The sequence below is a fragment of the Methylobacterium oryzae genome (assembly GCF_036441375.1).
Classification (GTDB): Bacteria; Pseudomonadota; Alphaproteobacteria; order Rhizobiales; family Beijerinckiaceae; genus Methylobacterium; species Methylobacterium oryzae_A.
Genome location: NZ_MLCA01000014.1, coordinates 742,023 through 763,230, shown reverse-complemented (window position 1 = coordinate 763,230; position 21,208 = coordinate 742,023). Strand labels below are relative to the sequence as shown.

Genomic DNA, 21,208 nt, shown 5'->3' with positions numbered 1-21,208 from the left:
ACAGCCGGGTCCGATCCGGTTGCAAACGGGCGCGTGCCGCGGCGGCGCGGCCGGTCCCGGCGCGGGGCACCCGGGCGGCTCTATCCACGGACTCCAAATCCCGTGCACACATCGCCTTGAAAACTGCCGCGGCCCACGATACACCCCGCGCCAGTGCCGCCGTAGCTCAGTTGGTTAGAGCACCAGATTGTGGATCTGGGGGTCCCCCGTTCGAGCCGGGGCGGTGGTACCATCCATTCGGCACGACAGCGCGAGGGGTTGGCGGATCGCCAGCCCCTTTTGCTTGCGCCCCCGCCGGTTCACGGCCGGCTCGGGCCTGCCCGAACGCGTGTCGGAGCCGGCCGCGCCAATCCGCGCGCCGTGGCCGGCCTGTACACAGGCGGCGGCCCGGTGCTCGCGCACGTTATAGAATCGCCAAATTTGCCCGCCCACCTTCACGGCCGGGAGAGAACTATTTTCGTTAGCGTGAAGACTGCCATGAAGAGCGACACACAGCAGGATCAACTCGAGATCGTGAGCGCCCTCGCGGCCTCGCTGGCCGACCGGATGCTGATGGAGCGCCTGACGCAGGGGAAGCTGCCGCTCGCCAATGCCAGCCGCCTCTGGACCGCCTCGCTGCTCCTGGAGGAGCACGCGCGGCCCGTCCCGCGCATCGTGACGGACGTCCTGGAGCAGGTCCGGCACGTCGAGCCGGACGAGGCCGGCGAGGCCGGCGACGCGGACGAGGCCGAGACGGGGCTCGAACCGGACCTGACCGCCGCGCGGCGTCCGGACCGGCCGTCGCGCGGGCGCGGGCTCACCCGCCTGCTCCGCCCGTTCCGGCAGGCGGCCGAAGCCTGATTCCCGTCGCGGGCGGATCGCGGCCGCGCCGCGTGACGGCGCGGGACCACCGTCGCGGATCCGGAGTTCCCCGCGCGCGCCGGGGACGCTAAGACCGTGGTCGAGCGTGGCGGCGGATTCCGCCCCGCCAACGGGCTTCGGGACACGAGAGATGAGCATCCCTGAACGGCGCGTCCGGACCCTGTTCGACGAGGCGGCCATCGCCAAGCGCAACGACGAGCTCGCCCAGGAGATCCTCGCCGCGCGGCCCGAGAACCTGCTCGTCGTGGCGGTGCTCAAGGGCAGCTTCATGTTCGCGGCCGACCTGCTCCGGTCGCTGCACCGGGTGGGGCTCGCCCCGCAGGTCGAGTTCGTGCACCTGTCGAGCTACCGCACCGGGACCGTCTCCAGCGGGCAGGTCGAGATCCTGCGCGACGTGCAGAGCGAGGTGCGCGGGCGGGACGTGCTGCTCGTGGACGATATCCTGGAATCGGGCCGCACCGTCGTCTTCGCCAAGGACCTCCTGATGGCCCGCGGCGCCCGGCGCGTCCTCACCGCGGTGCTGCTGGAGAAGCCCGGCAAGCGCGCGGTGACGATCGACGCGGATTTCGTCGGCTTCACCTGCCCCGACGTGTTCGTCGTCGGCTACGGGATGGACGCCGCCCACGCCTTCCGCCAGCTGCCCTTCGTGGGCGTGGTCGATTACGGGGACGGCGACCCGGATCTGTTCGACGCCTGACCGCGCCCGCGGCGCGGCATTTTCGCCGCACCCCGCGGCCCGAGGGACAATTCGGCCTGCGACGTCTTGACAGGCGCCGAATTCGTCTGTGTCTGTCGACGTTTGGGCGCGCCGTCGCGGCGGGACGCGCGGATTCCGGGGACGGCTACAGGACCACATGGCGCGCATCCTCCTGGTGGATGACGAAGAGACCGTCCGAGGCTTCCTGAAGCGGGGGCTCGAGATCGACGGGCACGCGGTCGTCACGGCCAGCGACGGCAGCGACGGGCTCGATCGCCTCAACGAGGCCGATGGCGGCTTCGACCTGATGCTCACCGATATCCGCATGCCGCTCATGGACGGCATCGCGCTGGCGCTCGCCGCCAAGCGCGACTTCCCCGACCTGACCATCCTGCTGATGACGGGCTTCGCCGATCAGCGCGAGCGGGCGCGCGGGCTCGACGCCATCGTCACCGACGTGCTGACCAAGCCCTTCTCCCTGGCGGACCTGCGCGCCACGGTGAAGCGGGCGCTCGCCGCCTGAGCCGGGCGGGACCGGTTCGGACGAAGTTAAACATTGCTCTTAGGTTGAGCTTCACGAAAGCGTGGCACTCTGGATCGGACTGGATCAGACCGAGCACAGAGCGCCATGTATCGCCGGGACCGGGACATCGACGCGGCGGGTTACGAGGCGGACCGCTACGCCTGGGACCCGGACGACAGGGACCGGGACGATGACCGGGACGCGCGGCGGCCGCGCAGGGGCTTCTTCGGGCGGCTGTTCTCGCTGACGAAGCTCTCCGTCCTCGCGGTGCCGGCGGCGCTGTTCCTGTACGGCAGCTTCGCCGATTGCGGCGCCCGCCCGGCGGCGGGCTGGCTCGGGCTCGTCGGGGCCGGCGCCTGCGCCCGCACCGAGATGCTCGGCAACGTCCTCTCGATCCAGGACAACCTCGCGCTGCTGAAGCGGCTGATCAACTGAGCGCCCGCCGCGCCGCACCCCTCCGATCCGCCCCGAACCGACCTCCGTGAGGCCGCCATGTCCAGCCGCCCGCTCCTACCGGCCTCATCCGCCCGCGCCTCCGACGCCCTCGAGGAGGCCCAGTTCCGCGCCCGCATGGCGCGGGTCGGCCCCGACGGGGCGAGCCGCGCCCCGCGCCGGAGCCGGGCGCCCGGGCGGCGGCGCGGCCTCCGGCTCGGCTGGAAGGGCTGGCTCGTCGTCGACTGCCTGGTCGTGCTGCTGGTCGTGGCCGGGGTTGTGGCGTGGCCGCCGGTCCAGTCCTGCCGGAACCAGGACCAGACGGTCGGGTTCTACGCCGGCGATTCCGTCGGCAAGTGCGTCCGGCGCGGCATCGCCGACCGCCTCGACACGGCCGACCAGCGCCTCAAGAGCCTGATCCGCCGCTCGGGCCATTGAGGCACGGCCGCGCAGATCGCGCGCCCCGGCTCGGGTCGAGCCCGCCCCGCCCGCTACCGGGGCACAACATCCGGCAATGCTCCGGCCCGGGCTCTAAACCCGCCGTTAACCTTGATCGGTGATTTGCCAGATCATTGATAGCTTCGCGCGTTCTGTCCCCGCAGCCGCGCAAGGATGGCAAGTCATGCGGCTGATCGTCGGCACATTGATCGTCTTCGCCTGCGTCTTCGGCAGCTACGCGGCCATGGGCGGCCACCTGCTGGTCCTCTGGCAGCCGTTCGAGTTCGTCATCATCCTCGGCGCGGCGATCGGCGCCTTCGTCATCGGCAACACCGGGCCGGTGCTCAAGGCCGTGCCCGCCATGCTGGGCACGCTCGTGAAGGGGCCCAAATACAACCAGCAATCCTATGTCGAGCTGCTGGGCATGCAGTATTCACTGTATAAACTTGCCAAGCAGAAGGGTTCGATGGCGCTCGAGCCGCACATCGAAAATCCGGGCGAGTCGTCGCTGTTCAACGCCTTCCCGACCTTCGCGGCGAACCATCACGCGGTCGAGTTCGTCTGCGACTACATGCGCATGGTGACGCTGGGCGCCAACAACGTCCACGAGATCGACGCGCTGATGGATGAGGAGCTGGAGACGCACCACCAGGAGCAGGAGCGTGTCGTTTCGGCCATGCAGTCGCTCGCCGACGGAACGCCGGCGCTCGGCATCGTCGCCGCCGTGCTCGGCGTGATCAAGACGATGGGGGCGATCAAGGAGCCGCCGGAGGTGCTGGGACATCTGATCGGCGGCGCGCTCGTCGGCACCTTCTTCGGCGTCTTCGTCGCCTACGGCTTCTTCGGGCCCATGGCGCAGTCGCTCAAGAGCCTCTTCGAGGCCGAAGCCAAGTACTACCTTTCCCTCAAGGCGGGTCTGCTCGCCCACATCGCCGGTCAGCCGCCGGTGATGTCGGTCGAGTTTGCCCGCAAGTCTCTGATGAGCGACGTCCGCCCGACCTTCAACGAGGTGGAAGCGGCAACCGCCGCTCTGCCGGCCCTGAACTGACCCGTTATCCGGCAGAGACGCGATGACCACGATCATCATCAAGAAGGTCAAGAAGGCCGGCCACGCGCACCACGGCGGGGCCTGGAAGATCGCCTATGCGGACTTCGTGACCGCCATGATGGCGTTCTTCCTGCTGATGTGGCTGATCAGCATGACGACCCAGGAGCAGAAGATCGGGTTGGCGGAATACTTCTCACCGGCGGCCCTGAGCCCTGCAACCAGCGGCGCTGGCGGAATCCTGTACGGCACCGCCCTGGACACGTCGGGCAACAAGCCGTCGACGCCGCGCGACGCGGAGCGGGGCTCGGCCGAGCGGGAGGACAAGGCGCGCCCGACCAGCCCGGGCCGCGCCAGCGATGTCGATGCCAGCCGCCCGGTCGCCAGCGTGGAGGCCAACTACAGCGCCATCGCCAGCCTCCGGCAGGCGCTCCAGTCGATGCCCGACATTGCCGATCTGTCGAAGAACATCGTGATCGAGCCGACCCGGGAGGGCGTGAACGTGTCCCTCGTGGACCAGGACGGCCGCTCCATGTTCCGCGAGGGCTCGGTCGAGCCCACCGAGCGCACCCGTCGCGTGCTGGAGGCGCTCGCGCCCGTCCTGCGCCGGATGCCCAACCGCCTGTCGATAACCGGCCACACGGCCGTCGCGCGCCCGGGCTCGGCGCGGACGGCCGAACCCTGGAACCTCTCCGCCGGTCGTGCGCTCGCCGTGCGCGAGATCCTGGCGGGGGCCGGGGTTCCCAACGACAACTTCGCGTCCGTGACGGGACGCGCCGACACCGAGCCGGTCTTCCCCGACAATCCCTACCTCGCGCCGAACCGACGGGTGGCCATCACCCTGCTCAACGCGAGCCCGCCGGTGCCTCCGAACCTTCTTCGCTGACGCCGAGGCGCCTCGGCGCTCCCGGCGCGCGGTCGAGGCGGACTTGGTGCCCGCCCCGATCTCGCTCGGGCGCCGGACCGGATCGCCCCCGGAGGCCAGGGGATCCAGCGCATGCACGACGACGCCTGCGGCCTCGGGGCGACCTGTGAGTCGGCCCAGAAGGCCGCCGGCGCCGACCTGGCCAAGGGCGGCGCGGCGATCGAGGCGATGCGCGCCGAACTCGCCAAGATGACCGGCCAGCGCGACGCCCTGCAGAGGACGCTGACCGACGAGGTGCTGCCGCAGATCGCGGCGCTCGCGAAGATGGTGGGGGACCAGCCCGTGCCGCGCCATCTCGTGGGCCGCGCGGTCACGAAGGGTACCGAGGGCAGCTCGGTCGCCTCAGACGCCCCATCAGCCGAGGCGATCCGCGACCATCTCGCCAAGATGAGCCCCGAAGCGCGCGCGGACTTCCTGATCAAGGTCTCACATCAGAACCCGCAGCCACTCGCGCTCGCGCGCAGATGCGCTCGGGTTCGCCGCAGGCGTACGGTGATCAGCCAACTCGGACGACAGCCCGAAAGCGGATGCGACCGACTTCACATCCTGCCTGCACCCTGCCGGTATTCACGCGGGCTCATACCGTAGCGCTCTCTGAAGCGGCGAGAGAAATGCGCCTGGGTGCTGAACCCGCACCCGTAGGCCAGCATCCCGATCGACAGGTGGCCGTGGGCTGGGTCGCTCAGTCGTTTGGCTGCCGCCTCGAGTCGGCGTTCCCAGATGTAGTCGGAGATGTGCCGGCCGCGCTCGTGGAACAGCTCCTGCAGCCGGCGCAGCGACACGCCGACCGCGGCGGCGAGCAGCGGCGGGTCGAGGGTCGTGTCACCCAAGTGAGCCTCGATGTAGGCCTTGGCGCGTTGGACCGTAGCGCTGCCGTGAATGGAACGCGGCACCTCCTGCGCCATCCGTTCGGCGAGGCTGGCGACGATCAGATCGACGCCGATCTCCGCCATACGCGCAGCCTCGTCGGCGGTGAGTCGATGGCGCACCTGGATGAGTTCCCGAAGGTATGAGCCTGTCAGGGTCGTCGAGGCGAGGTCTGCTCCGGCCGTGAGCGCGGTGTAGAGCCGGGACGGTCCCAGAACGGTTTCGAAACGCTGGCGTGGCAAATCAATGACCAGGCAATCGCCGGTATCCGCTTCAAGCACGGATGCGCTCGAGTCGAGCATGACGAGGTCGCCCGGCCGGATCCTCGCCTCCCGGTCGCTCTGCTGAACAGTATCTCGCCCGGAAAGCTTCAGGATCACAAAGACTCGATCGTGGTTTGCGTGGCGTCGCGCATCTGCAGCCGCGATCGTGGTCCGCACCGATGTGTGCCAGAAATGCGAGACCGGCATCGCGCCGATACGCGTCACCTCCAGCCGCCCCTGGAACGGGAGACCGTCCGGGGCCTCAATTCGAGCCGGCATGAGCCGCTCATTGACCATCGCTCGCCATTGGCGGACCGCGTTCCTGGGATGGGCCCCGTCTGTTGAGAAGAATGGCTGCATCCCGGCTCTCGTGCGTCTCTCGCCGTCCGACGGCGGAGTTCGAGGGCCTAGACGCTTACTGTATATAATCTACTTGTTCAACATGATCGTCTCTGATGTGGGTGCGGACATGATGCCCTCTCTCGAGTGGCGCCGCCGGAAAGCAGATGGGGTGGATGGCTCCCGCTCCGACTGACGGCATCTCGATGCCAAGATGTGGTTGCTGTCAAAGCAGCAGCCACGCTCATGCAGGAGCCATCCCCGTGGAGATCACCACCGTCGGCATCGATCTGGCCAAAAGCATCTTTCAGGTTCACGCCGTCGATGCAGTTGGGCACGTCGTCGTGCGCAAGGCCTTGAGGCGGGCGCAGGTCATGCCGTTCTTCGCCAAGCTGCCGCGATGCCTGGTCGGCATGGAGGCGTGCGGCACGGCGCACCACTGGGCCCGGGAGCTCATGAGCCTCGGCCGCGACGTGCGGCTGATGCCGCCGGCTTACGTGAAGCCGTACGTCAAGCGCGGCAAAACCGATGCGAACGATGCCGCAGCCATCTGTGAGGCGGTGACGCGCCCGAGCATGCGGTTCGTGCCGGTGAAGTCGACCGACCAGCAGGCGGCGCTGGCGCTGCACCGGACGCGCGACTTGCTGGTCAAGCAACGCACGCAGTTGGTGAACATGATCCGCGGCCTGCTCGCCGAGTTCGGGATCGAGATGGCGCGGGGCCTGCGGCACGCGCTCAAACTGGCGGCCCGGCTCTCGGCCGGAGACGCGGCCGAGGTGCCGCCGCTCGCCCAGCGCGTGGTGACCGGGCTGGCCGATCAGATCGGTGCCGTGCAGATCCAGCTCACCCGGCTGGAGAAGGAGTTGCTGGCCTGGCATCGGGACAGCGACCTGTCGCAGCGGCTTGCGACGATCCCGGGTGTCGGCATCGTCTCGGCGACCGCGCTGGCCGCCTCGGTGAGCGAGCCAGAGCGCTTCCGCTCCGGTCGGCAGTTCGCGGCCTCGTTGGGGCTGACGCCGCTTCAGAATTGCAGCGGCGGCAAGGAGCGCCTGGGCCGGATCTCACGCATGGGCGACCGCTACCTGCGTCGCCTGCTCGTGGTCGGCATGACCTCTCTGATCCGGCGCGCGAAGGCGACGCCGACCTCGGTCGACCCGCGGCTGCCGGCACTGCTGCAGCGCAAGCCGGTGCGCGTGGTGACCGTTGCGGCGGCCAATCGCACGGCGCGGGTCGCCTGGGCGATCATGACCCGCGGCGGCACCTACCGCGCACCCCTGGCCGCGGCCGCCTGACAGCACGGCAAGGAGACTTTTTCCAGGTTGCGAGGACGATGGGAGTTGATGGCGAACCGGTCAGCCCGGGAGCCGGGACACCCCGCCGCTAGTCCAGGGCGTGATAGCCCGCAAAGCAGAGTGGGACCTAGCTCGCGGATACCATCAGGGCCAGCGGTCACATGAACGACTGCATCAAAAGGCCGGACACAAGACTGCACCCGACCAACGCGTCAGAAGCTCAATTCGCCACTTGCAATGCGGGAGCCATCCACACAAGACTAGCTGAAATCCACCCACCCCAGCCAGTAAGAGGGGATCGCCGAGGGGGCCGAACCTGGCCGGAAAAGGAACGGCCGCTTCGGAGAAGGCCCATCGGAAAAGCAGACGGCCTTCTATCGACCCAAGCCGGACGCAGAACGGGCTCGGTGCTGTTCTCCGAAGCGGACGTGCAGGATGCACAGCAAGGGCAACTCAGCGCACCCACCCCGCCTTGATGGCTGAGGCGACTTCATCGACGAACAGGCGCGTCTTCGCAGGCACCAAGCGGCCCGGTGGCATCACGGCGTAGACGCCGCCGTCCTCGCGTCCGCCCCAACCCGGCAGCACCTCGACCAGACTGCCATCGCGCAGGGCCGGTCCTGCCAGCCAGTCGGCCGTGAAGGTGATGCCGGCGCCCTCGACCGCCGCGGCCAGCAGAACCTCCGAGTGGTCCGCGACGAGCGTGCAGTCGGGGCGTACCGTCTGTCGCCGGCCGCCCTTCGTCAGCGGCCAGTCGGGCGAGGCGGCGTAGCCGGTGAAGCCCAGGCAGGCATGGCCGGCGAGGTCGGCGGGCGTGGCCGGGTTGCCCCGCTCGGCCAGGTAGCCCGGCGAGGCCACCAGCAGGTTCCGGTAGGTCGCGATCTTGCGGGTGGTCAGGCTGCTGTCGCGCGGCTTGCCCGCCGCGACCCGGATCGAGACGTCGATGCCTTCGGCGACGAGGTCGACGAAGCGGTCGGTGAACCGCAGGTCCAGCCGGATCAGCGGGTGACGTGCGAGGAAGCCGGGCAGCAGTGGCGAGACCCACTGGCGTCCGAAGGTCAGCGGCAGGGAGACCCTTACGAGCCCCTGCGGGCTGGCAGCATGGTCACTGGCCTCCCGGCTCGCGCTCGCCAGCTCCTCAAGCAGCGCCTGGACGCGCCTACAGTAGGTCGCGCCGACCTCCGTGAGCGCCACGCGCCGCGTGGTGCGCGACAGCAGGCGGACCCCGAGGCGTTGCTCGACTTGGCTTACGCGCCGCGACAGCACTGAGGCGTCCCGGCCGAGCGCCTCCGCAGCCTTGGCGAAGCTGCCCGCCTCAGCCACCGCCACGAAGGCAGCCAGCTCGTCCAAGCTGATTTGATCCGACAATTCCTGCATGATCTGCACGAGTGAAATGCGAGGACGCCGGATTAATCCGGCCAAGTGCAAGGCGTACATCGGGTGCATCGAAACGTCGAGGAGACACAAACGATGAGCACCTTCCTCAGCATCGGTTCCGGCCCAGGCATGGGTCTCGCGACCGCGGAGCGCTTCGCCCGCGAGGGTTTCCAGGTCGTCCTGAGCGCCCGCAACGAGGGCAAGGTCAGGGACCTCGCCGAGCAGCTCAAGGCCAAGGGCCACAAGGTTGACGTCCGCACCGTCGATGCCGCTGACCCCGCCAGCGTCGCGAAGCTCGTCGAGGGCGTCGAGCGCGACTTCGGCGGCATCGACGTGCTGCACTTCAATGCCGCCTCGATGCGCAACCAGACGCTGGCCGACCAGCCGCGCGACAGCTTCAACACCGACCTCGCCGTCAACATCGGCGGTGCCGCCGTCGCCGCCCAGGCCGCGGCGCCGAAGATGCTCCAGCGCGGATCGGGCTCCGTCCTGTTCACGGGCGGCGGCTTCGGGCTGCAGCCGCATCCCGAGTACCTCTCGCTCAGCATCGGCAAGGCCGGCATCCGCGCCCTGGCGCAGGGCATCTTCGAGCCGTTCAAGGAGAAGGGCGTACACGTCGCCACCGTGACGGTCGCGGGCTTCGTCACCACCGCCGATGACGCCAACGCGGTCGCCGAGCACTTCTGGCAGCTCCACAGCCAGCCAAAGGGCGCCTGGGAAGTCGAGGCCATGTACACCCCGAAGGGCTGAGCCATCTTAGGGTGACCGACGACACGCGAGCCGATCCACGGAACGGGGGTACGCCGATGACGACGCAGACGCTGAAAGGCCAACGCTTCCTCGTCGTCGGCGGCAGTTCCGGGATCGGTCTAGCCATCGCGGCGGCGGCCCTCGCGGCCGGCGCCGACGTCACGGTCGCCTCCCGCTCCAGGGAAAAGCTGGACGCCGCCATCGGCACGCTCGGGACCGGCGCCAGCGCCGCCGTGCTGGACACCGGCAACGCCGAGGGTATCGAGCGCTTCTTCGCCGATCAGGCGCCCTGGGACCACATCGCGGTCTCGGCGGCCGAGACGGCGCGGGGCCCCGTCCGGCAGTTAGACCTCGATGCCGCGAAGGCGGCTGTGGAGAGCAAGTTCTGGGGGGCCTACCGAATCGCCCGGTCCATGCGGATCAGGGAGGGTGGCACGCTGACCTTCATCTCGGGCTTCATGAGCGAGCGGCCCCAGGCCGCCGCTCCGCTCCAGGGCGCGATCAACGCGGCGCTGGAGAGCCTCGCCCGCGGACTGGCGCTCGAACTCGCGCCCACCCGGGTGAACACCGTCTCGCCCGGCCTGATCGAGACCCCGCTCTGGTCGCGCATGCCGGAGAAGGACCGCGCCGCCATGTATGCCAACGCGGCCGAGAGGCTGCCGGCGCGACGCGTGGGCCAGTCCGAGGACATCGCGAACGCGGTGATGTTCCTCGCCAGCACCCCGTTCGCGACGGGGTCGAACGTACGCGTCGATGGCGGCGGCACCATCGCGTGATCGAATCCCCAGTCCTCGACGCCACCCAAACGTCAAAGACAGGGTCGACGGGCGGATGCCAAGCGACTGGTGGCAGCATAGCTTGGTTTCGCTGACGACCATGTCCGATTATGGGGCGGCAAGCGCCCAGAGCCGACGCGCAGGAAACCACCCAACCCAGACGTAAGCCATCCACTGCCCCCTACCGCGAAGTGAACCTTCCAAGGGTCTGGGGAGGGTCGCGAGCAGGCCTCTATGGATCAGCCATGACGGCTACGTCGGGAGGATCAGGCAACCGTCGTCTGCGAGAGCGAAGTCAGGGTTCCAGGCCACCTCCCACACAAACCCATCCGGGTCGCAGAAATGGCCGTGGTATCCACCCCAGACTGCGTTCTGCGCCAACTGGGTGATCGTCCCTCCGAGCGCCTCGGCACGCGAGAGCACTTCATCCACTTCGTCACGGCTGCGCGTGTTGTAAGCGAGCGTGAAGCCCTGCGAGGGGTGGCTCTGCAGAGGGACGCCAGCATCCGCGACCAGCTCAGCGCGTGGATAGAGCGAGAGGCCCAGACCGCCCAGCTGGAAGAAGGCGACACCCTGTGCGGCAATGACCCGGCGAGGCCAGCCCAACCCTTCGTAGAAGGCGGTTGCGCGGTCGAGGTCAGTGACGCCGAGAGTGACGAGGCTGATACGTGGTTCCAGAGCAGGTCCTCCTATCAATCGGCGGCAAACCCTTCAGGCTAGGATCAGATCGCGTGCGAAAGGTCCGGATCGAGTCGATGGGGGAGACAGCGACCGCATCCGTGCATTGTCGCCCTGAAAGCGGAACGGCGGAAATCCACCCGCTACAGTCATAACCCGCCGTCGGTCATGCGGCCGGGATGCGGACATCTGCGCGGTCGGCAGAGGGTCGGGAGCGGACTTGTCTCGAATATGAAACGCCGTCCATCCAATCAGCTAGGTGCCAAGATGGGCATGCCGTTCAGTCACGGTGTTGCTGCTTGAACGACGTCATCACGCCCGTTGGTAGAGAAGCCTTCCGCCTCAAGCGTTCTTGAGCGGGCCGCGCTCCCAGGTAAGATCCATCAGCCATAGGCACACGGGAGCCTCGAGCTATAGGCCTATTGGCCCATTGAGGGGAAGGTGGCTAAGCTCGACATAGAGCCCGCTTTCGCACTGTGAGCCATCTCATGAATCGAGAAGAGGCAGACGGTGACGATTGGCGTTCGGTCAGCACGCGCGTTCCCGATGAGGAAACAATCAGGATAGCGAAAGAGCGGGCTCGTGAGCTTGGCCATGGCCGCTCTGCGGCTCAGCCGTCTGAAATACCTCCCGCTGGATGGCGGGACATTCTTAAGAGGGTCTTCTGGGCGGTCCCTCGCGACCGTGTTCTGTCAACGGCTGGTGGCGTCGCCTTCTTCGCCCTTCTATCCACGTTCCCAGGCATCGCGACGATCGTATCACTCTACAGCTTGTTCGCAGATCCTGCTGTCATTGGCCAGCACTTGAGCGTGCTCATAGGAGTCCTACCCGACGGCGTTCTCGATCTGATTTCGGCTCAGCTTCAGCACGTTGCCCAACAGGGCACAGGGACCCTCAGCACGGCCTCACTGCTCAGCTTCCTCATCGCCTTTTGGAGCGCCAACTCAGGGGTTGTCGCCCTCTTCGACGCACTGAACGTCATCTATCGGGAGCGCGAGAAGCGAGCCTTAGTGCGTGTCTACGCGACCACCTTCCTATTCACGACGACCGGAGCCATCGTCACAGTGGCCGCTATCGGCATCGTGGTGGGCGTTCCCATTCTGCTGAACGAGATCGGCTTTGGTGCACGAACGGACACAGTGATCCGGATCATGCGTTGGCCAGCTCTGATCTTCCTCGTTAGCCTCGGCCTTTCGCTTGTTTATCGATATGGCCCAAGCCGCCGTGAGGCAAAGTGGAGATGGGTCAATTGGGGTAGTGCCGTTGCGGCGATCGGATGGGTAGGCGCCTCGGCCGCATTCTCTTGGTATGTCGTGACCTTCGATAGCTATAACCGAATTTATGGCTCTCTCGGAGCTGGCATTGGCTTTATGTCCTGGATCTGGATCTCGATAGTCATCGTCCTACTTGGTGCTGAACTGAACTCCGAGATGGAACGGCAGACGGCGCGGGATAGCACCGTTGGCCAACCGAGGCCGTTGGGATCTCGAAAGGCATTTGCCGCCGACACGGTCGGGCCACCCTAAGGGTTTGAACTCACCAGCTTGGGCATTCGAAAGGCGTCTTCCGACCCAACATCGCCACTCGGATTGCCGCCGCTGCTTCTCCAAAGCAGTCATGAGTTCACCGTCCCGCCTTTCCGCTGGGGTAGCAATCGGATGCGGCCTATTGTGCGGGCACGGGCTGGCTCGCTATTCACCCTACGTGTATTTTGCCCCGAAGGTGCCTCGTTTAAATTCTTGGCTTCTCTGGTCTCTCAGCGCCTTGCGGAATAGACTAGGCCGAGGAGAATGCTATGATCGCTAATATCATTTCAATTTTAAGGCCAACCTGCGTATTTGCAACAATCGCGGTTGCTGCCATGCTCATTGCTTGCTTTTGGGGATGGAAATGGGTGAGCTGGAATGTAGCCTGGAACGTCTTTCTTTCTTATCTGGTTCTGATGGCCGCAGGGACGGCGATTTGTGCAATTGATAAGAGTTCACGGTCAGATAAACATTAGGCTCCATCTGTATTTATTGTTCAGCAGATGAATACTCTGGGCCAAATCACGGTATTATGGCAGTTGGAGATTATTCGAAGTTATGAGCATACAGGAAACAATGTCCGCTTCAAAACCGTTGCGCGTGAAAGCAGACTAGCTGAAATCCACCCAACCCAGCCAGTAAGAGGCGATCGCCGAGGGGACCGAACCTGGCCGGAAATGGAACGGCCGCTTCGGAGAAGGCCCATCGGAAAAGCAGACGGCCTTCTATCGACCCGGATCGGAAGGGAACGGAGCGATATGCGCCGCTCATAAGCAGACATTCCGGCCTTGATGGGAAGCTTCCGGTTCCAACCTGGCGGCTTAAGCGGCGGCTCGGCATCAAACAAGCGTTAACCCTAAATATAGAGGTACCGGACCATACCTCAGGTCACTGTCGAGGCGTCTTATCAGCCTGCGCCGAGGATCCGTCGCTCGCTCGCATGGACCATCCGATAACCATAGCTTAGGCGCGTTTGAATGGCTGAGATGTCCGTCGATGAAGCTCTAAACCGAGCCAACGCCGAAATCCAAGCGGGACGACATCAAGAAGCCAAAAATCTATTAGAAGCTGTACTCAAAGTAGAAGACAAAAACCCGCGGGCCTTGATCGGATTTTCTGTTGTTAGTTTTCAGCAAGGCGACCTTCCGAACGCGATTAACTACGTATCGGGAATAGTCCTGGACAATTCTTTCGACGCCGATCTCCTCAGCACGTGCTCGGCCCTTCTGAGAAGTTTTTCCGCGCAGGAGTTCGCCGATCGTGTCGAAGCTATAAAAGACGACGCCGAGAAAGATGCGCAGATAATCAAGGCGCACCTCAACAGCTTCCTCAAGATGGCGGATTTCGGATCATCGGGCGAGGCCATAGTCAGCGTCCCATCTGGGATTGCAAGTGCAATTCACTTCATATCGCTTGATGCTCTATCTGTAGGTTCCAACAGGTCGAAATTTGGTCGGTATACGCCCATCAACTGTGTAATTGCCCCCACGGCAGGCGATTATGAATTTCGCGAGAAGTATTTTATCTACGGTTCTTCACTTTTGGAAGCCAAACATGAAATAATCGATGCGTTTGGACTTCAGGAACTGTCAAAAATTAAAGCCGTTCACAAAGTCAAAGCCAAGCGAATGTCGGACGCCCTCGATGAAATCGGGATTTCAAGTCTCGATTATTTCAAGAGCGATCTCGAGGGCATAGATGGCCTGGTCCTGCGCGACGCTCAGAAGCACATCGGCGGGGCCGCTGTCGTTCAGGCTGAGCTCCGTTTCATGCCGGCCTACAAGGGTGAGCCATACTTCGACGAGACTGTCGCCTACATGCGCGGACACGATTTTGAGGTATTGCACTTGACTAATGAGAATTGGAGGTATGCCACTCAGCATAGAGACCAAATCTCCAGAGGTCGGACGGTCTTTGCGGATACAGTTTTCGTGAAAAACATAGAGTCGTATCTATCTATTCACGGGCGCACGACCGAGGCGGTCGTTCGATATTGTCTTGCTTGTGGCGTGTCCGGCAGTGTAAACTACGCCGAATTCATAATCGAAAATCACAAAGAGCTTGTCCCGAAGGATGTCGGCGTAGCGCTGACCAATTACCTGATCCCACGGGCTCGTTTTGGCACCCCTCAATTCGCCAAGCCACGGCTTGGCCATGTCGCCATGTCGTGAGCTGCATTTCAATGCTCACGCCCCAGACGCTCGCGGCGGCGGGCTATCCATGGCTGACCCAGCGCACAAGGGGCTGCAAGGGGTCCTAAGCGTTACGACCGGCTAAGTCCGCTTTGATGCCTACGCCGCCCGGAAGCAGACTGGCGGAAAACCACCCCAAGCAGACATATCGAGCCTGGATCCAGCGTCAGATCCGAAACGCTGAGCTGGACTCGTCTTCCAGCGAGTAGGGCTCGGCGCGCGATGGCGTGACCGGGAATTAAGCGCGTCGAGAGCTTCGCATGCTCGCTGAAGATGAAGCACGCCGGATCCTCGTGCGCGAAGCCCGCAGCTGGATCGGCACCCAGTACCACCCCGGCGCCGACCTATGCGGCGTCGGAGTCGACTGCGGCATGCTCCTCGTGCGCGTGTTCGTGGATGCCGGCCTCGTGCCTGCCTTCGATCCGCGACCCTACCCGCAGGACTGGCATCTCCACCGCGACGACGAGCGCTACCTCGGCTTCGTGTTCGATCGCGCCGCTGAAGCACGCTCGCGGTCGATCTCAGCCGGTCCGGCGGCACGCTCGCCTCCGCCAGCGAGGCCGACGCGCGGGACGGCGTGACCCGCGCCCTGGTCGGCCAGGAACTGGTGTCCTTCGCCACCGCGAAACTCACCGTGCCCCACGTCTACGCCCTGACCTATCTGGAGCGCGGGCTCTCCGGCTCGCCGGCCGGCGCGCACCCGGCCGGGACGGCCTTCACCCGGCTCGACGAGGCGTTGTTCCGCTACAGCGTGCCGGCGGCCTATATCGGCACGCCGCTCACCCTGAAGCTGCAGGCGTTCAACATCTTCGGCGGCGCGGCCCAGGACCTCGCGACCTGCACGCCCTACACGGTGACGCCGGTCGGCTCGGGCCGGTTCGGTCCGGTCGCCGAGACGCTCGCTGTCGGCAGCGGCCCGGATCTGGGGCTTACCTCGCAGGCCGCCACGCGGAGCGACGATTTCGGCCTCGCCTCCGACCCCTACCCGAATTTCCTCGATCTGGGGCTCGCCTCGTCATGAGCGTGCGCACGCAGTGGCTGCGGGACGCGTGGTCGTTCCTCGCGACCTTCGTCGGCCGGCCGGGTGAGTTCGTCGTCGACACCACGAACTGGCGCCTCGTCGTCCACGACGGCGTGACGCCCGGCGGCCATCCGGCCGTGTCCGCGGGCGATCTGACGGGCGGCGTGCCGGCCCTGGGTGTCAACACCGCCGCCGACACCACCAACCGCCTGGCGGTGAAGTCCGAGGCCGCGCTGCTCTCGTGGGACGAGGTCACCCCGGGGGCCGGCAACATGCGGCTGACCCTCAACAAGAAGGCCGCGACCAACGACGCCGGCCTCGTGCTCCAGACCGGCTACGCCAGCCGGGTCCTGTTCGGCACGCTGGGCAGCGACGACCTGACCGTGAAGACGAGCCCGGACGGCGCGGCCTTCCGGACGGCCATGACGGTCGCGGCCTCGACGGGCTATCTCGGCCTGTCGGGGGTGACCGAACCGGGCGCGCCGGGCGCGCCGCTGCCGCTCAAGACGACCGACACACTCCTCGGCCTGTTCGGGGCCGGCTACCACACTGGAGGCGCCTATACGGCCGACGCCGTCGCGCTGCTCGGCGTTGCGGAGGAGGATCTCACGGCGACGGCGCAGGGCACCTGCCTGGATGTCCAGACCACTGCGCCGGGCACGACCACCCGCCGGTCGGTGGTGAAAGTCCGCGGCAGCGGCGCGCTGGAGCTGCAGCCGCTCGCCGCGGAGCCCGCGGGCGGCGCGCAGGGTCAGATCTACGCGGACAGCACCCTGACGGCGCTCCGATGGCACGACGGCGCCGCCTGGAGCCGGATCACCAACTTTGCCAAGGCGATCGCGTCCACGAACTTCGACAACTACGTCCCCGCGGACGCCTGGACGAAGGTCCAGTTCAACACCACCGACAGCAACGACCAGGGCGCATTCGACGCGGCGAAGAACCGCTTCGTCGCCCTCGAGGCCGGCCTGCACGGTTTCGACGTCGCGCTGACGTACAAGCGGAATGGGTCCAGCGCCCCGACAGCGCTGGAGGTGCAGCTCTACCGGAACGGCGCGGCGGCCGGGTGCGGGCGCGCCGCGGCGACCGGCGCGCTCGTCGACGGCGTCAGCGCGGTCAACCTCGCGTCGGTCCTGAAACTGGCGGCGAAGGACACCGTCGAGGTGTTCGTGCGGCTCACCGGCGCCGACGGCTACGTCGCTGCGGCCGATTCCTTCTTCAGCGCCCGACAGCTGCCGTGATCATCCTCCGCCGTCGGTAGGGCAGCGGTCCTCATCCGACGCTCGGACAGGAGTCTCCCATGGACCTCTCCCGGCTCGGACGCGCGGCCCTGGCGGCGCGCGAAGGCTGCCGGCTGCGCGCCTACCGCGACAGCGTCGGTGTCTGGACTATCGGCCGCGGCCACACCAGCGCGGCCGGCCCGCCCGCCGTGACCGACGGTCTGTGCGTGACCCAGGCGGAGGTGGAGGCGCTTTTCGCCGCCGATCTCGAGCCCTACGTCGCGGCCGTGCGCGCCGCGCTGGCCAAGCCGGTGCCGCAGCCGTTCTTCGACGCCTGCTGCTCGCTGTGCTTCAACATCGGACAGCCGAACTTCGCGCAGTCCAGCGTGGTGCGCTTCGCCAATGCCGGCGATCTGCCGCGGGCCGTGGACGCATTCCTGATGTGGGACCGGCCGGCCGCGATCCTCGCGCGCCGACAGGGGGAGCGGGATCAAGCGGCCCTGCCCGCTTACGGCCTCGTCTACGCCCGCCGGGGCGATCCCGTGCCGGTGCACGCGCCGGACGGACCGGTGCAGGCTCCGCCGCCGCGGCCCGATGCGCTCGCGCCGATGACCGGCACGGCGGACCCGGCGTCGGAGTCCTGGTGGCTGCGCCTGCGCGACGCGATCCGCCTCAACATGCAGAAGGGTGCGTGACCATGGGATTTCTCGCGCTCCTACCGGCGCTGCTCGGCGCGCTCGGCCCGATCCTAGAGAAGGTGCTGCCCGACGCGGGCCAGCGCCTCCAGGTGCAGCTGGAGTTGCAGCGCGCGCTGATCGAGCAGCAGGCCGATCTCGGCCGGGCCATGGCCGAGGTGATGAAGGCCGATGCCGGCTCGGAGAGCCCGCTCGCCCGCAACGCCCGGCCGATCACCGTACTCTGGGCGCTGGCGATGATCACCTGGGTGAGCGTGGTCGCGCCGATGGTCGGCCTGCAGGTCGAGGTTGTGGCGGCGCTCAAGGGCGTGCCGGCCGAGCTGTGGTCGCTGCTCACCGTCGGCATCGGCGCCTACATGCTGAACGGCCGGCCGTTCGTCGAACCGCCCGGTTTCCTAGAAGAGACGCCCGCCATTGCCGCAGCGCCGGCCGTCGTGCCGGTCTGTCGGCCGGATCCCGCAGTGATCCCCCCGGCGCCGAAAGTGCTGACACCCGCACCGAGTCCCGCAGCGCCACCGCCCGTCGCGCAAGCCAAACCGGAGGACAAGATTTCGACGGGCAGCGGCTTCTTCGTTGATGGACAGGGGCGGTTCATCACGAACAACCACGTGATCGATTTGTGCAAGGACGTGGTCGTAAAGACGCCGGACGGCCAGATCCGGAAGGCAAGCGTCAAGGCGACCGACGCCGCCAACGACATGGCCCTGGTTCAGGTCGTCGGCGCCGAGGGCCCACAAATTCGCCTCGCTACGCCGGGGCGCACGGCTCGGCGAAGGCGTCGCCACCTTCGGTTATCCGCACCTCGACATGCTTGCCAACACCGGCAACTTCACGCTGGGCAACGTCACCGCTCTGGCAGGCGTGAACGACGATTCGCGATTCTATCAGATCTCCGCGCCGGTCCAGTCCGGCAATTCCGGCGGCCCCGTGCTCGACAATTTCGGCAACGTTGCCGGCGTGGTTCAGTCGAAGCTCAACGTTCTTAAAGTCGCCCTCGCGTCCGGCGACTTTCCGCAGAATATTAACTTCGCGATCAAGGGCGCGATCCTAGCCTCGTTCCTTGAGAGCAACGGCGTGACGATTACACCCGGCTCGATCACAGGGGTGAAGCTTGACCCCGCCGATCTCGCCGATGCAGCCAAGGCTGTTAGCGGCCTCGTTGCGTGCCAGTGAGGTTAAGATTTTAGGGTTCGCGCTATCGGCACCCTCAGTAGATGGCAATTTAGTACACTGAAGTGACGTTGCGTCTCTGATCGGCTCGGCTCACACGCTGGTGAGATCGGACGCTCCCGCGCCCTGTGAGCAGATCGGGGCGGGGCCGAGCGGATCGTCTGCGCCCTACACCCAAAGCCAAAGAGCGTCCCAGCCATCGCTGAGACGCCCTTGTCAGGTCACAGGGTTGCGCCCGGTGGCTGATCCGGCGTGACCATGTGCGGCACGGAGGTTGACGCCTTATCGGGGGCCTTTGGCACCGCTGACCTGTAATATACCGGAAGGCGTGGTGGTCTTGAGCTTTCCCGAGGAGTTCAGCCAAGCCAGCCTTGAAGATATCGAGGCGTGGCTCGACCTTCAGAAGAATCGCCTTCGGCGGTGGGTAAAAACGAATTAGCGACTAGGCACCACCTGTTCGATACGTGAGGCGCTCGCCAGCGACATCGGTGAGCGCCTCCTTTATACTCATCCCCGAGCAGCGGTGCGCCAGGTTGGCTCACTGGAAATACCTGCGCGCTACCCCGCCGGCTATGTCCGACAGCCCGGCCTCGACTGACCTCCCACCCGACGTCGCCTCCTGACGCGACCTGATTGAACGCTTTGAGCCCGTCGGCAGCGCATGGCATACGAAGCCATGACCTACCGTGTCGAATTTCGCAGAGACGGCGCTGTCATCGGCGAGGCCGAGGGCCTCGAAGATCGAGCTTCGGCCAAGCGGCTTGCAGAGGCAGAGATCGCCCAGCGTGACGCCGAGATCGCGCTCGTGATCGACGTGGACGGGACTGGAATGGAGGTCGCGTCCATAAGGCTGGATGGCATGAAGTGGGACGACGAGTAAGCGCTACGCTCAGCCGCTTCTTCGGCTACCGGACTTGATGTCATGGACTTCGCGCGGGCTAGCCGCCGATATGAACAGCGCAGCCACATGCATTCAGAGTGGCTGTGGCGTGCGACCCTATTGCCACGCCTATTCAAAGCATACGTCAATCTGCCTACTGCTCAGCGGCGCCTTCAAGCGCTGCGGATTGTGGAAGCGATGGCCACGCAGACGGACGATCTCAGCCGCTAGACGGCGGGAGCTCCGGCATCAGTAAAGCTGGGGCAATTGCGTGATCCCCGGTTGGTCATCGACCGGGTAGGATCTGCCTGAAGGCCCAGCCCCAGGAATAGAGGATCGTCGCCCAGAGCCCGAGGGCGAGGGCGAGGGCGAGGGCGAGGGCGAGGGCGAGGGCGAGGGCGAGGGCGAGGGCGAGGGCGAGGAGGATCGTTCGTGATCCAAGGAGTCGCCAAGTTCGTTCGGGGCTTCGCGGAGGTTCGATGGCAGGCGCATGCTCGTCGAGCCAAGCGTGGAACTGCTGCTCCGGCGTGGCTCGGTGATTAGGCATGCGAGCGATGTTACCGCAGCCTCGTCGGCAGAGCTATAGGCGCCCGTGAATGGCCAACAGTGCCGACCTCCATCGTCGGGCTTTATCGACCGATCGAGTTGGATAGCAGGATCGCGGTCTGAACCATGTTGCGCTTCCAGGCCGGCTTGTCGGTCGTCAGCGCCTCGACCGCACGCGTGTTCGTGTCGGGCGTCTCGACCAGGTCGAGGGTCCGGCCTTTCGCGAGCAGATAGGCCTCGGTCGCAAAATCCGCGAGCACCGCGTCGACCGCTGCTTCGATCTCCTGATCGGCGACCTCTGTGGCCTTGCGCAGCCGGGAGACGGCCGCGGACTCTTAGGCCATTCGATCCTGTGCCGTGAACTGTGCCGACTCTTGTGCCGACCCCCGATTTCCTCGAGAGCCGGCCTGTTAGGCTCGCTCGAAGGGTAACGCGAACGAGCAGTGAACGGAATGTGCCGAGTCTTGCGCCTTGACGAAGCGCCCCCAAACGTAGTCAAAAGCGGCCCTGACGCGACGAAACCGCCAATTTTCTCAATGGTTTCAGAGCGCCTGCCGGTGTAGCACAGCGGTAGTGCAGCGGTTTTGTAAACCGAAGGTCGGGGGTTCGATCCCCTCCGCCGGCACCGCCACAACTTGATTTTGTGTCGTGATCGTAGGAGCTTAAGGCCTCCAGAGGGTGTCCCCGGGTGTAAC

General features: G+C 66.0%; 24 protein-coding genes, 2 tRNA genes and 2 pseudogenes. 23 read left to right on the top strand and 5 right to left on the bottom strand.

Going from position 1 to position 21,208, the window contains the following annotated elements; translation table 11 throughout:
- Window positions 1-155: 155 nt before the first annotated feature.
- The 9 genes from MOTC310_RS27320 (at window position 156) to MOTC310_RS27280 (ending at window position 5,509) form a co-directional block, all read left to right on the top strand.
- Window positions 156-232 (top strand) — tRNA-His (locus MOTC310_RS27320).
- Between the two features lie 245 nt (window positions 233-477).
- Complete coding sequence (locus tag MOTC310_RS27315; RefSeq protein WP_331304007.1) at window positions 478-840, top strand: hypothetical protein; 363 nt, start codon at window positions 478-480, stop codon at window positions 838-840.
- Window positions 841-991: 151 nt separating this feature from the next.
- Window positions 992-1,558 carry a hypoxanthine phosphoribosyltransferase gene (hpt, locus tag MOTC310_RS27310; protein ID WP_331304006.1) on the top strand — a complete coding sequence of 189 codons (567 nt, stop codon included), beginning with the start codon at window positions 992-994 and terminating at the stop codon, window positions 1,556-1,558.
- A 157-nt stretch (window positions 1,559-1,715) separates the two neighbouring features.
- On the top strand, window positions 1,716-2,081 hold the full coding sequence (locus tag MOTC310_RS27305; RefSeq protein ID WP_043354361.1) for a response regulator: 366 nt from the start codon (window positions 1,716-1,718) through the stop codon (window positions 2,079-2,081).
- Between the two features lie 105 nt (window positions 2,082-2,186).
- On the top strand, window positions 2,187-2,516 hold the full coding sequence (locus tag MOTC310_RS27300) for a hypothetical protein (protein WP_331304005.1): 330 nt from the start codon (window positions 2,187-2,189) through the stop codon (window positions 2,514-2,516).
- Window positions 2,517-2,573: 57 nt separating this feature from the next.
- Window positions 2,574-2,951, top strand: a complete 378-nt coding sequence (locus MOTC310_RS27295; RefSeq protein ID WP_331304004.1) for a hypothetical protein — start codon at window positions 2,574-2,576, stop codon at window positions 2,949-2,951.
- Between the two features lie 118 nt (window positions 2,952-3,069).
- A complete protein-coding gene (gene motA / locus MOTC310_RS27290; protein ID WP_331304003.1) occupies window positions 3,070-3,999 on the top strand; it encodes a flagellar motor stator protein MotA in 930 nt (309 codons plus the stop codon).
- A 22-nt stretch (window positions 4,000-4,021) separates the two neighbouring features.
- Complete coding sequence (locus MOTC310_RS27285; protein ID WP_331289453.1) at window positions 4,022-4,882, top strand: flagellar motor protein MotB; 861 nt, start codon at window positions 4,022-4,024, stop codon at window positions 4,880-4,882.
- Between the two features lie 111 nt (window positions 4,883-4,993).
- Entirely contained in the window at window positions 4,994-5,509 is a 516-nt protein-coding gene (locus MOTC310_RS27280) for a hypothetical protein (RefSeq protein ID WP_331304002.1), read from the top strand.
- On the opposite strand, the gene MOTC310_RS27275 is transcribed toward MOTC310_RS27280, so the two are convergent.
- On the bottom strand, window positions 5,461-6,411 hold the full coding sequence (locus MOTC310_RS27275) for a helix-turn-helix domain-containing protein (protein WP_331289451.1): 951 nt from the start codon (window positions 6,409-6,411) through the stop codon (window positions 5,461-5,463). The two genes, MOTC310_RS27280 and MOTC310_RS27275, sit on opposite strands and share 49 nt — an antisense overlap.
- Before the next feature lie 242 nt (window positions 6,412-6,653).
- Between MOTC310_RS27275 and MOTC310_RS27270 the strand changes: the two genes are divergently transcribed.
- Window positions 6,654-7,682: an IS110 family RNA-guided transposase gene (locus tag MOTC310_RS27270; protein WP_331304001.1), complete on the top strand. Its 1,029-nt coding sequence runs from the start codon at window positions 6,654-6,656 to the stop codon at window positions 7,680-7,682.
- A 453-nt stretch (window positions 7,683-8,135) separates the two neighbouring features.
- Here the strand turns inward: MOTC310_RS27270 and MOTC310_RS27265 are convergent, their stop codons facing one another.
- Window positions 8,136-9,059: a LysR family transcriptional regulator gene (locus MOTC310_RS27265; protein ID WP_419539970.1), complete on the bottom strand. Its 924-nt coding sequence runs from the start codon at window positions 9,057-9,059 to the stop codon at window positions 8,136-8,138.
- Between the two features lie 93 nt (window positions 9,060-9,152).
- Here MOTC310_RS27265 and MOTC310_RS27260 point away from each other — a divergent pair, with 93 nt between their 5' ends.
- Together MOTC310_RS27260 and MOTC310_RS27255 are read left to right on the top strand one after the other, a co-directional pair.
- Window positions 9,153-9,809 carry an SDR family NAD(P)-dependent oxidoreductase gene (locus MOTC310_RS27260; RefSeq protein ID WP_331299796.1) on the top strand — a complete coding sequence of 219 codons (657 nt, stop codon included), beginning with the start codon at window positions 9,153-9,155 and terminating at the stop codon, window positions 9,807-9,809.
- Between the two features lie 56 nt (window positions 9,810-9,865).
- A complete protein-coding gene (locus tag MOTC310_RS27255; protein WP_331304000.1) occupies window positions 9,866-10,585 on the top strand; it encodes an SDR family oxidoreductase in 720 nt (239 codons plus the stop codon).
- A gap of 252 nt (window positions 10,586-10,837) precedes the next feature.
- Here MOTC310_RS27255 and MOTC310_RS27250 read toward each other — a convergent pair whose 3' ends face one another.
- On the bottom strand, window positions 10,838-11,281 hold the full coding sequence (locus MOTC310_RS27250) for a VOC family protein (protein ID WP_331303999.1): 444 nt from the start codon (window positions 11,279-11,281) through the stop codon (window positions 10,838-10,840).
- Window positions 11,282-11,751: 470 nt separating this feature from the next.
- Between MOTC310_RS27250 and MOTC310_RS27245 the strand changes: the two genes are divergently transcribed.
- The 10 genes and pseudogenes from MOTC310_RS27245 to MOTC310_RS27195 all read left to right on the top strand — a co-directional run bounded on the left by MOTC310_RS27245 (window position 11,752) and on the right by MOTC310_RS27195 (window position 19,967).
- Window positions 11,752-12,789 (top strand): YihY/virulence factor BrkB family protein, encoded by a 1,038-nt coding sequence (locus MOTC310_RS27245; protein WP_331303998.1) that lies wholly within the window; start codon window positions 11,752-11,754, stop codon window positions 12,787-12,789.
- A gap of 269 nt (window positions 12,790-13,058) precedes the next feature.
- Window positions 13,059-13,265: a hypothetical protein gene (locus MOTC310_RS27240; protein WP_331303997.1), complete on the top strand. Its 207-nt coding sequence runs from the start codon at window positions 13,059-13,061 to the stop codon at window positions 13,263-13,265.
- A gap of 501 nt (window positions 13,266-13,766) precedes the next feature.
- Window positions 13,767-14,960, top strand: coding sequence for a tetratricopeptide repeat protein (locus MOTC310_RS27235; RefSeq protein WP_331303996.1), 1,194 nt, complete (start codon window positions 13,767-13,769; stop codon window positions 14,958-14,960).
- Window positions 14,961-15,241: 281 nt separating this feature from the next.
- Complete coding sequence (locus MOTC310_RS27230; protein WP_331289441.1) at window positions 15,242-15,562, top strand: hypothetical protein; 321 nt, start codon at window positions 15,242-15,244, stop codon at window positions 15,560-15,562.
- Window positions 15,547-16,002: pseudogene (locus MOTC310_RS27225) on the top strand (GTA baseplate fiber-binding domain-containing protein); the annotation flags it as partial. The gene MOTC310_RS27230 and the pseudogene MOTC310_RS27225, both read left to right, overlap by 16 nt.
- Window positions 15,999-17,243 (top strand): hyaluronate lyase N-terminal domain-containing protein, encoded by a 1,245-nt coding sequence (locus MOTC310_RS27220; RefSeq protein WP_331303994.1) that lies wholly within the window; start codon window positions 15,999-16,001, stop codon window positions 17,241-17,243. The pseudogene MOTC310_RS27225 and the gene MOTC310_RS27220, both read left to right, overlap by 4 nt.
- A gap of 59 nt (window positions 17,244-17,302) precedes the next feature.
- Window positions 17,303-17,917 carry a lysozyme gene (locus tag MOTC310_RS27215; protein ID WP_331303993.1) on the top strand — a complete coding sequence of 205 codons (615 nt, stop codon included), beginning with the start codon at window positions 17,303-17,305 and terminating at the stop codon, window positions 17,915-17,917.
- Between the two features lie 2 nt (window positions 17,918-17,919).
- A pseudogene (locus MOTC310_RS27210) lies at window positions 17,920-18,817 on the top strand (3TM-type holin); the annotation flags it as partial.
- Between the two features lie 27 nt (window positions 18,818-18,844).
- A complete protein-coding gene (locus MOTC310_RS27200; protein ID WP_331303992.1) occupies window positions 18,845-19,090 on the top strand; it encodes a hypothetical protein in 246 nt (81 codons plus the stop codon).
- Window positions 19,091-19,763: 673 nt separating this feature from the next.
- Window positions 19,764-19,967: a hypothetical protein gene (locus tag MOTC310_RS27195; protein ID WP_331289437.1), complete on the top strand. Its 204-nt coding sequence runs from the start codon at window positions 19,764-19,766 to the stop codon at window positions 19,965-19,967.
- A gap of 286 nt (window positions 19,968-20,253) precedes the next feature.
- Here MOTC310_RS27195 and MOTC310_RS27190 read toward each other — a convergent pair whose 3' ends face one another.
- Together MOTC310_RS27190 and MOTC310_RS27185 are read right to left on the bottom strand one after the other, a co-directional pair.
- Window positions 20,254-20,514 (bottom strand): hypothetical protein, encoded by a 261-nt coding sequence (locus MOTC310_RS27190; RefSeq protein WP_331303991.1) that lies wholly within the window; start codon window positions 20,512-20,514, stop codon window positions 20,254-20,256.
- Window positions 20,515-20,596: 82 nt separating this feature from the next.
- The gene (locus MOTC310_RS27185; protein WP_331303990.1) at window positions 20,597-20,773 is read right to left on the bottom strand and encodes a hypothetical protein; all 177 of its coding nucleotides are present in this window, start codon (window positions 20,771-20,773) and stop codon (window positions 20,597-20,599) included.
- Window positions 20,774-21,066: 293 nt separating this feature from the next.
- On the opposite strand from MOTC310_RS27185, the gene MOTC310_RS27180 reads away from it, so the two are divergent.
- Window positions 21,067-21,138 (top strand) — tRNA-Thr (locus MOTC310_RS27180).
- Window positions 21,139-21,208 lie beyond the last annotated feature (70 nt).

What these genes read in the sequence shown, in the direction of transcription:
- MOTC310_RS27230 (WP_331289441.1), top strand. Translation starts at nt 15,242, where the DNA reads ATGCTCGCTGAAGATGAAGCACGCCGGATCCTCGTGCGCGAAGCCCGC.
- MOTC310_RS27300 (WP_331304005.1), top strand. Translation starts at nt 2,187, where the DNA reads ATGTATCGCCGGGACCGGGACATCGACGCGGCGGGTTACGAGGCGGAC.
- MOTC310_RS27265 (WP_419539970.1), bottom strand. Translation starts at nt 9,059, where the DNA reads ATGCAGGAATTGTCGGATCAAATCAGCTTGGACGAGCTGGCTGCCTTC.
- MOTC310_RS27195 (WP_331289437.1), top strand. Translation starts at nt 19,764, where the DNA reads ATGACCTACCGTGTCGAATTTCGCAGAGACGGCGCTGTCATCGGCGAG.
- MOTC310_RS27220 (WP_331303994.1), top strand. Translation starts at nt 15,999, where the DNA reads ATGAGCGTGCGCACGCAGTGGCTGCGGGACGCGTGGTCGTTCCTCGCG.
- MOTC310_RS27190 (WP_331303991.1), bottom strand. Translation starts at nt 20,514, where the DNA reads ATGCCTAATCACCGAGCCACGCCGGAGCAGCAGTTCCACGCTTGGCTC.
- hpt (WP_331304006.1), top strand. Translation starts at nt 992, where the DNA reads ATGAGCATCCCTGAACGGCGCGTCCGGACCCTGTTCGACGAGGCGGCC.
- MOTC310_RS27235 (WP_331303996.1), top strand. Translation starts at nt 13,767, where the DNA reads ATGGCTGAGATGTCCGTCGATGAAGCTCTAAACCGAGCCAACGCCGAA.
- MOTC310_RS27245 (WP_331303998.1), top strand. Translation starts at nt 11,752, where the DNA reads ATGAATCGAGAAGAGGCAGACGGTGACGATTGGCGTTCGGTCAGCACG.
- MOTC310_RS27215 (WP_331303993.1), top strand. Translation starts at nt 17,303, where the DNA reads ATGGACCTCTCCCGGCTCGGACGCGCGGCCCTGGCGGCGCGCGAAGGC.
- MOTC310_RS27260 (WP_331299796.1), top strand. Translation starts at nt 9,153, where the DNA reads ATGAGCACCTTCCTCAGCATCGGTTCCGGCCCAGGCATGGGTCTCGCG.
- MOTC310_RS27295 (WP_331304004.1), top strand. Translation starts at nt 2,574, where the DNA reads ATGTCCAGCCGCCCGCTCCTACCGGCCTCATCCGCCCGCGCCTCCGAC.
- MOTC310_RS27275 (WP_331289451.1), bottom strand. Translation starts at nt 6,411, where the DNA reads ATGCAGCCATTCTTCTCAACAGACGGGGCCCATCCCAGGAACGCGGTC.
- MOTC310_RS27280 (WP_331304002.1), top strand. Translation starts at nt 4,994, where the DNA reads ATGCACGACGACGCCTGCGGCCTCGGGGCGACCTGTGAGTCGGCCCAG.
- MOTC310_RS27305 (WP_043354361.1), top strand. Translation starts at nt 1,716, where the DNA reads ATGGCGCGCATCCTCCTGGTGGATGACGAAGAGACCGTCCGAGGCTTC.
- MOTC310_RS27285 (WP_331289453.1), top strand. Translation starts at nt 4,022, where the DNA reads ATGACCACGATCATCATCAAGAAGGTCAAGAAGGCCGGCCACGCGCAC.
- MOTC310_RS27255 (WP_331304000.1), top strand. Translation starts at nt 9,866, where the DNA reads ATGACGACGCAGACGCTGAAAGGCCAACGCTTCCTCGTCGTCGGCGGC.
- MOTC310_RS27315 (WP_331304007.1), top strand. Translation starts at nt 478, where the DNA reads ATGAAGAGCGACACACAGCAGGATCAACTCGAGATCGTGAGCGCCCTC.
- MOTC310_RS27240 (WP_331303997.1), top strand. Translation starts at nt 13,059, where the DNA reads ATGATCGCTAATATCATTTCAATTTTAAGGCCAACCTGCGTATTTGCA.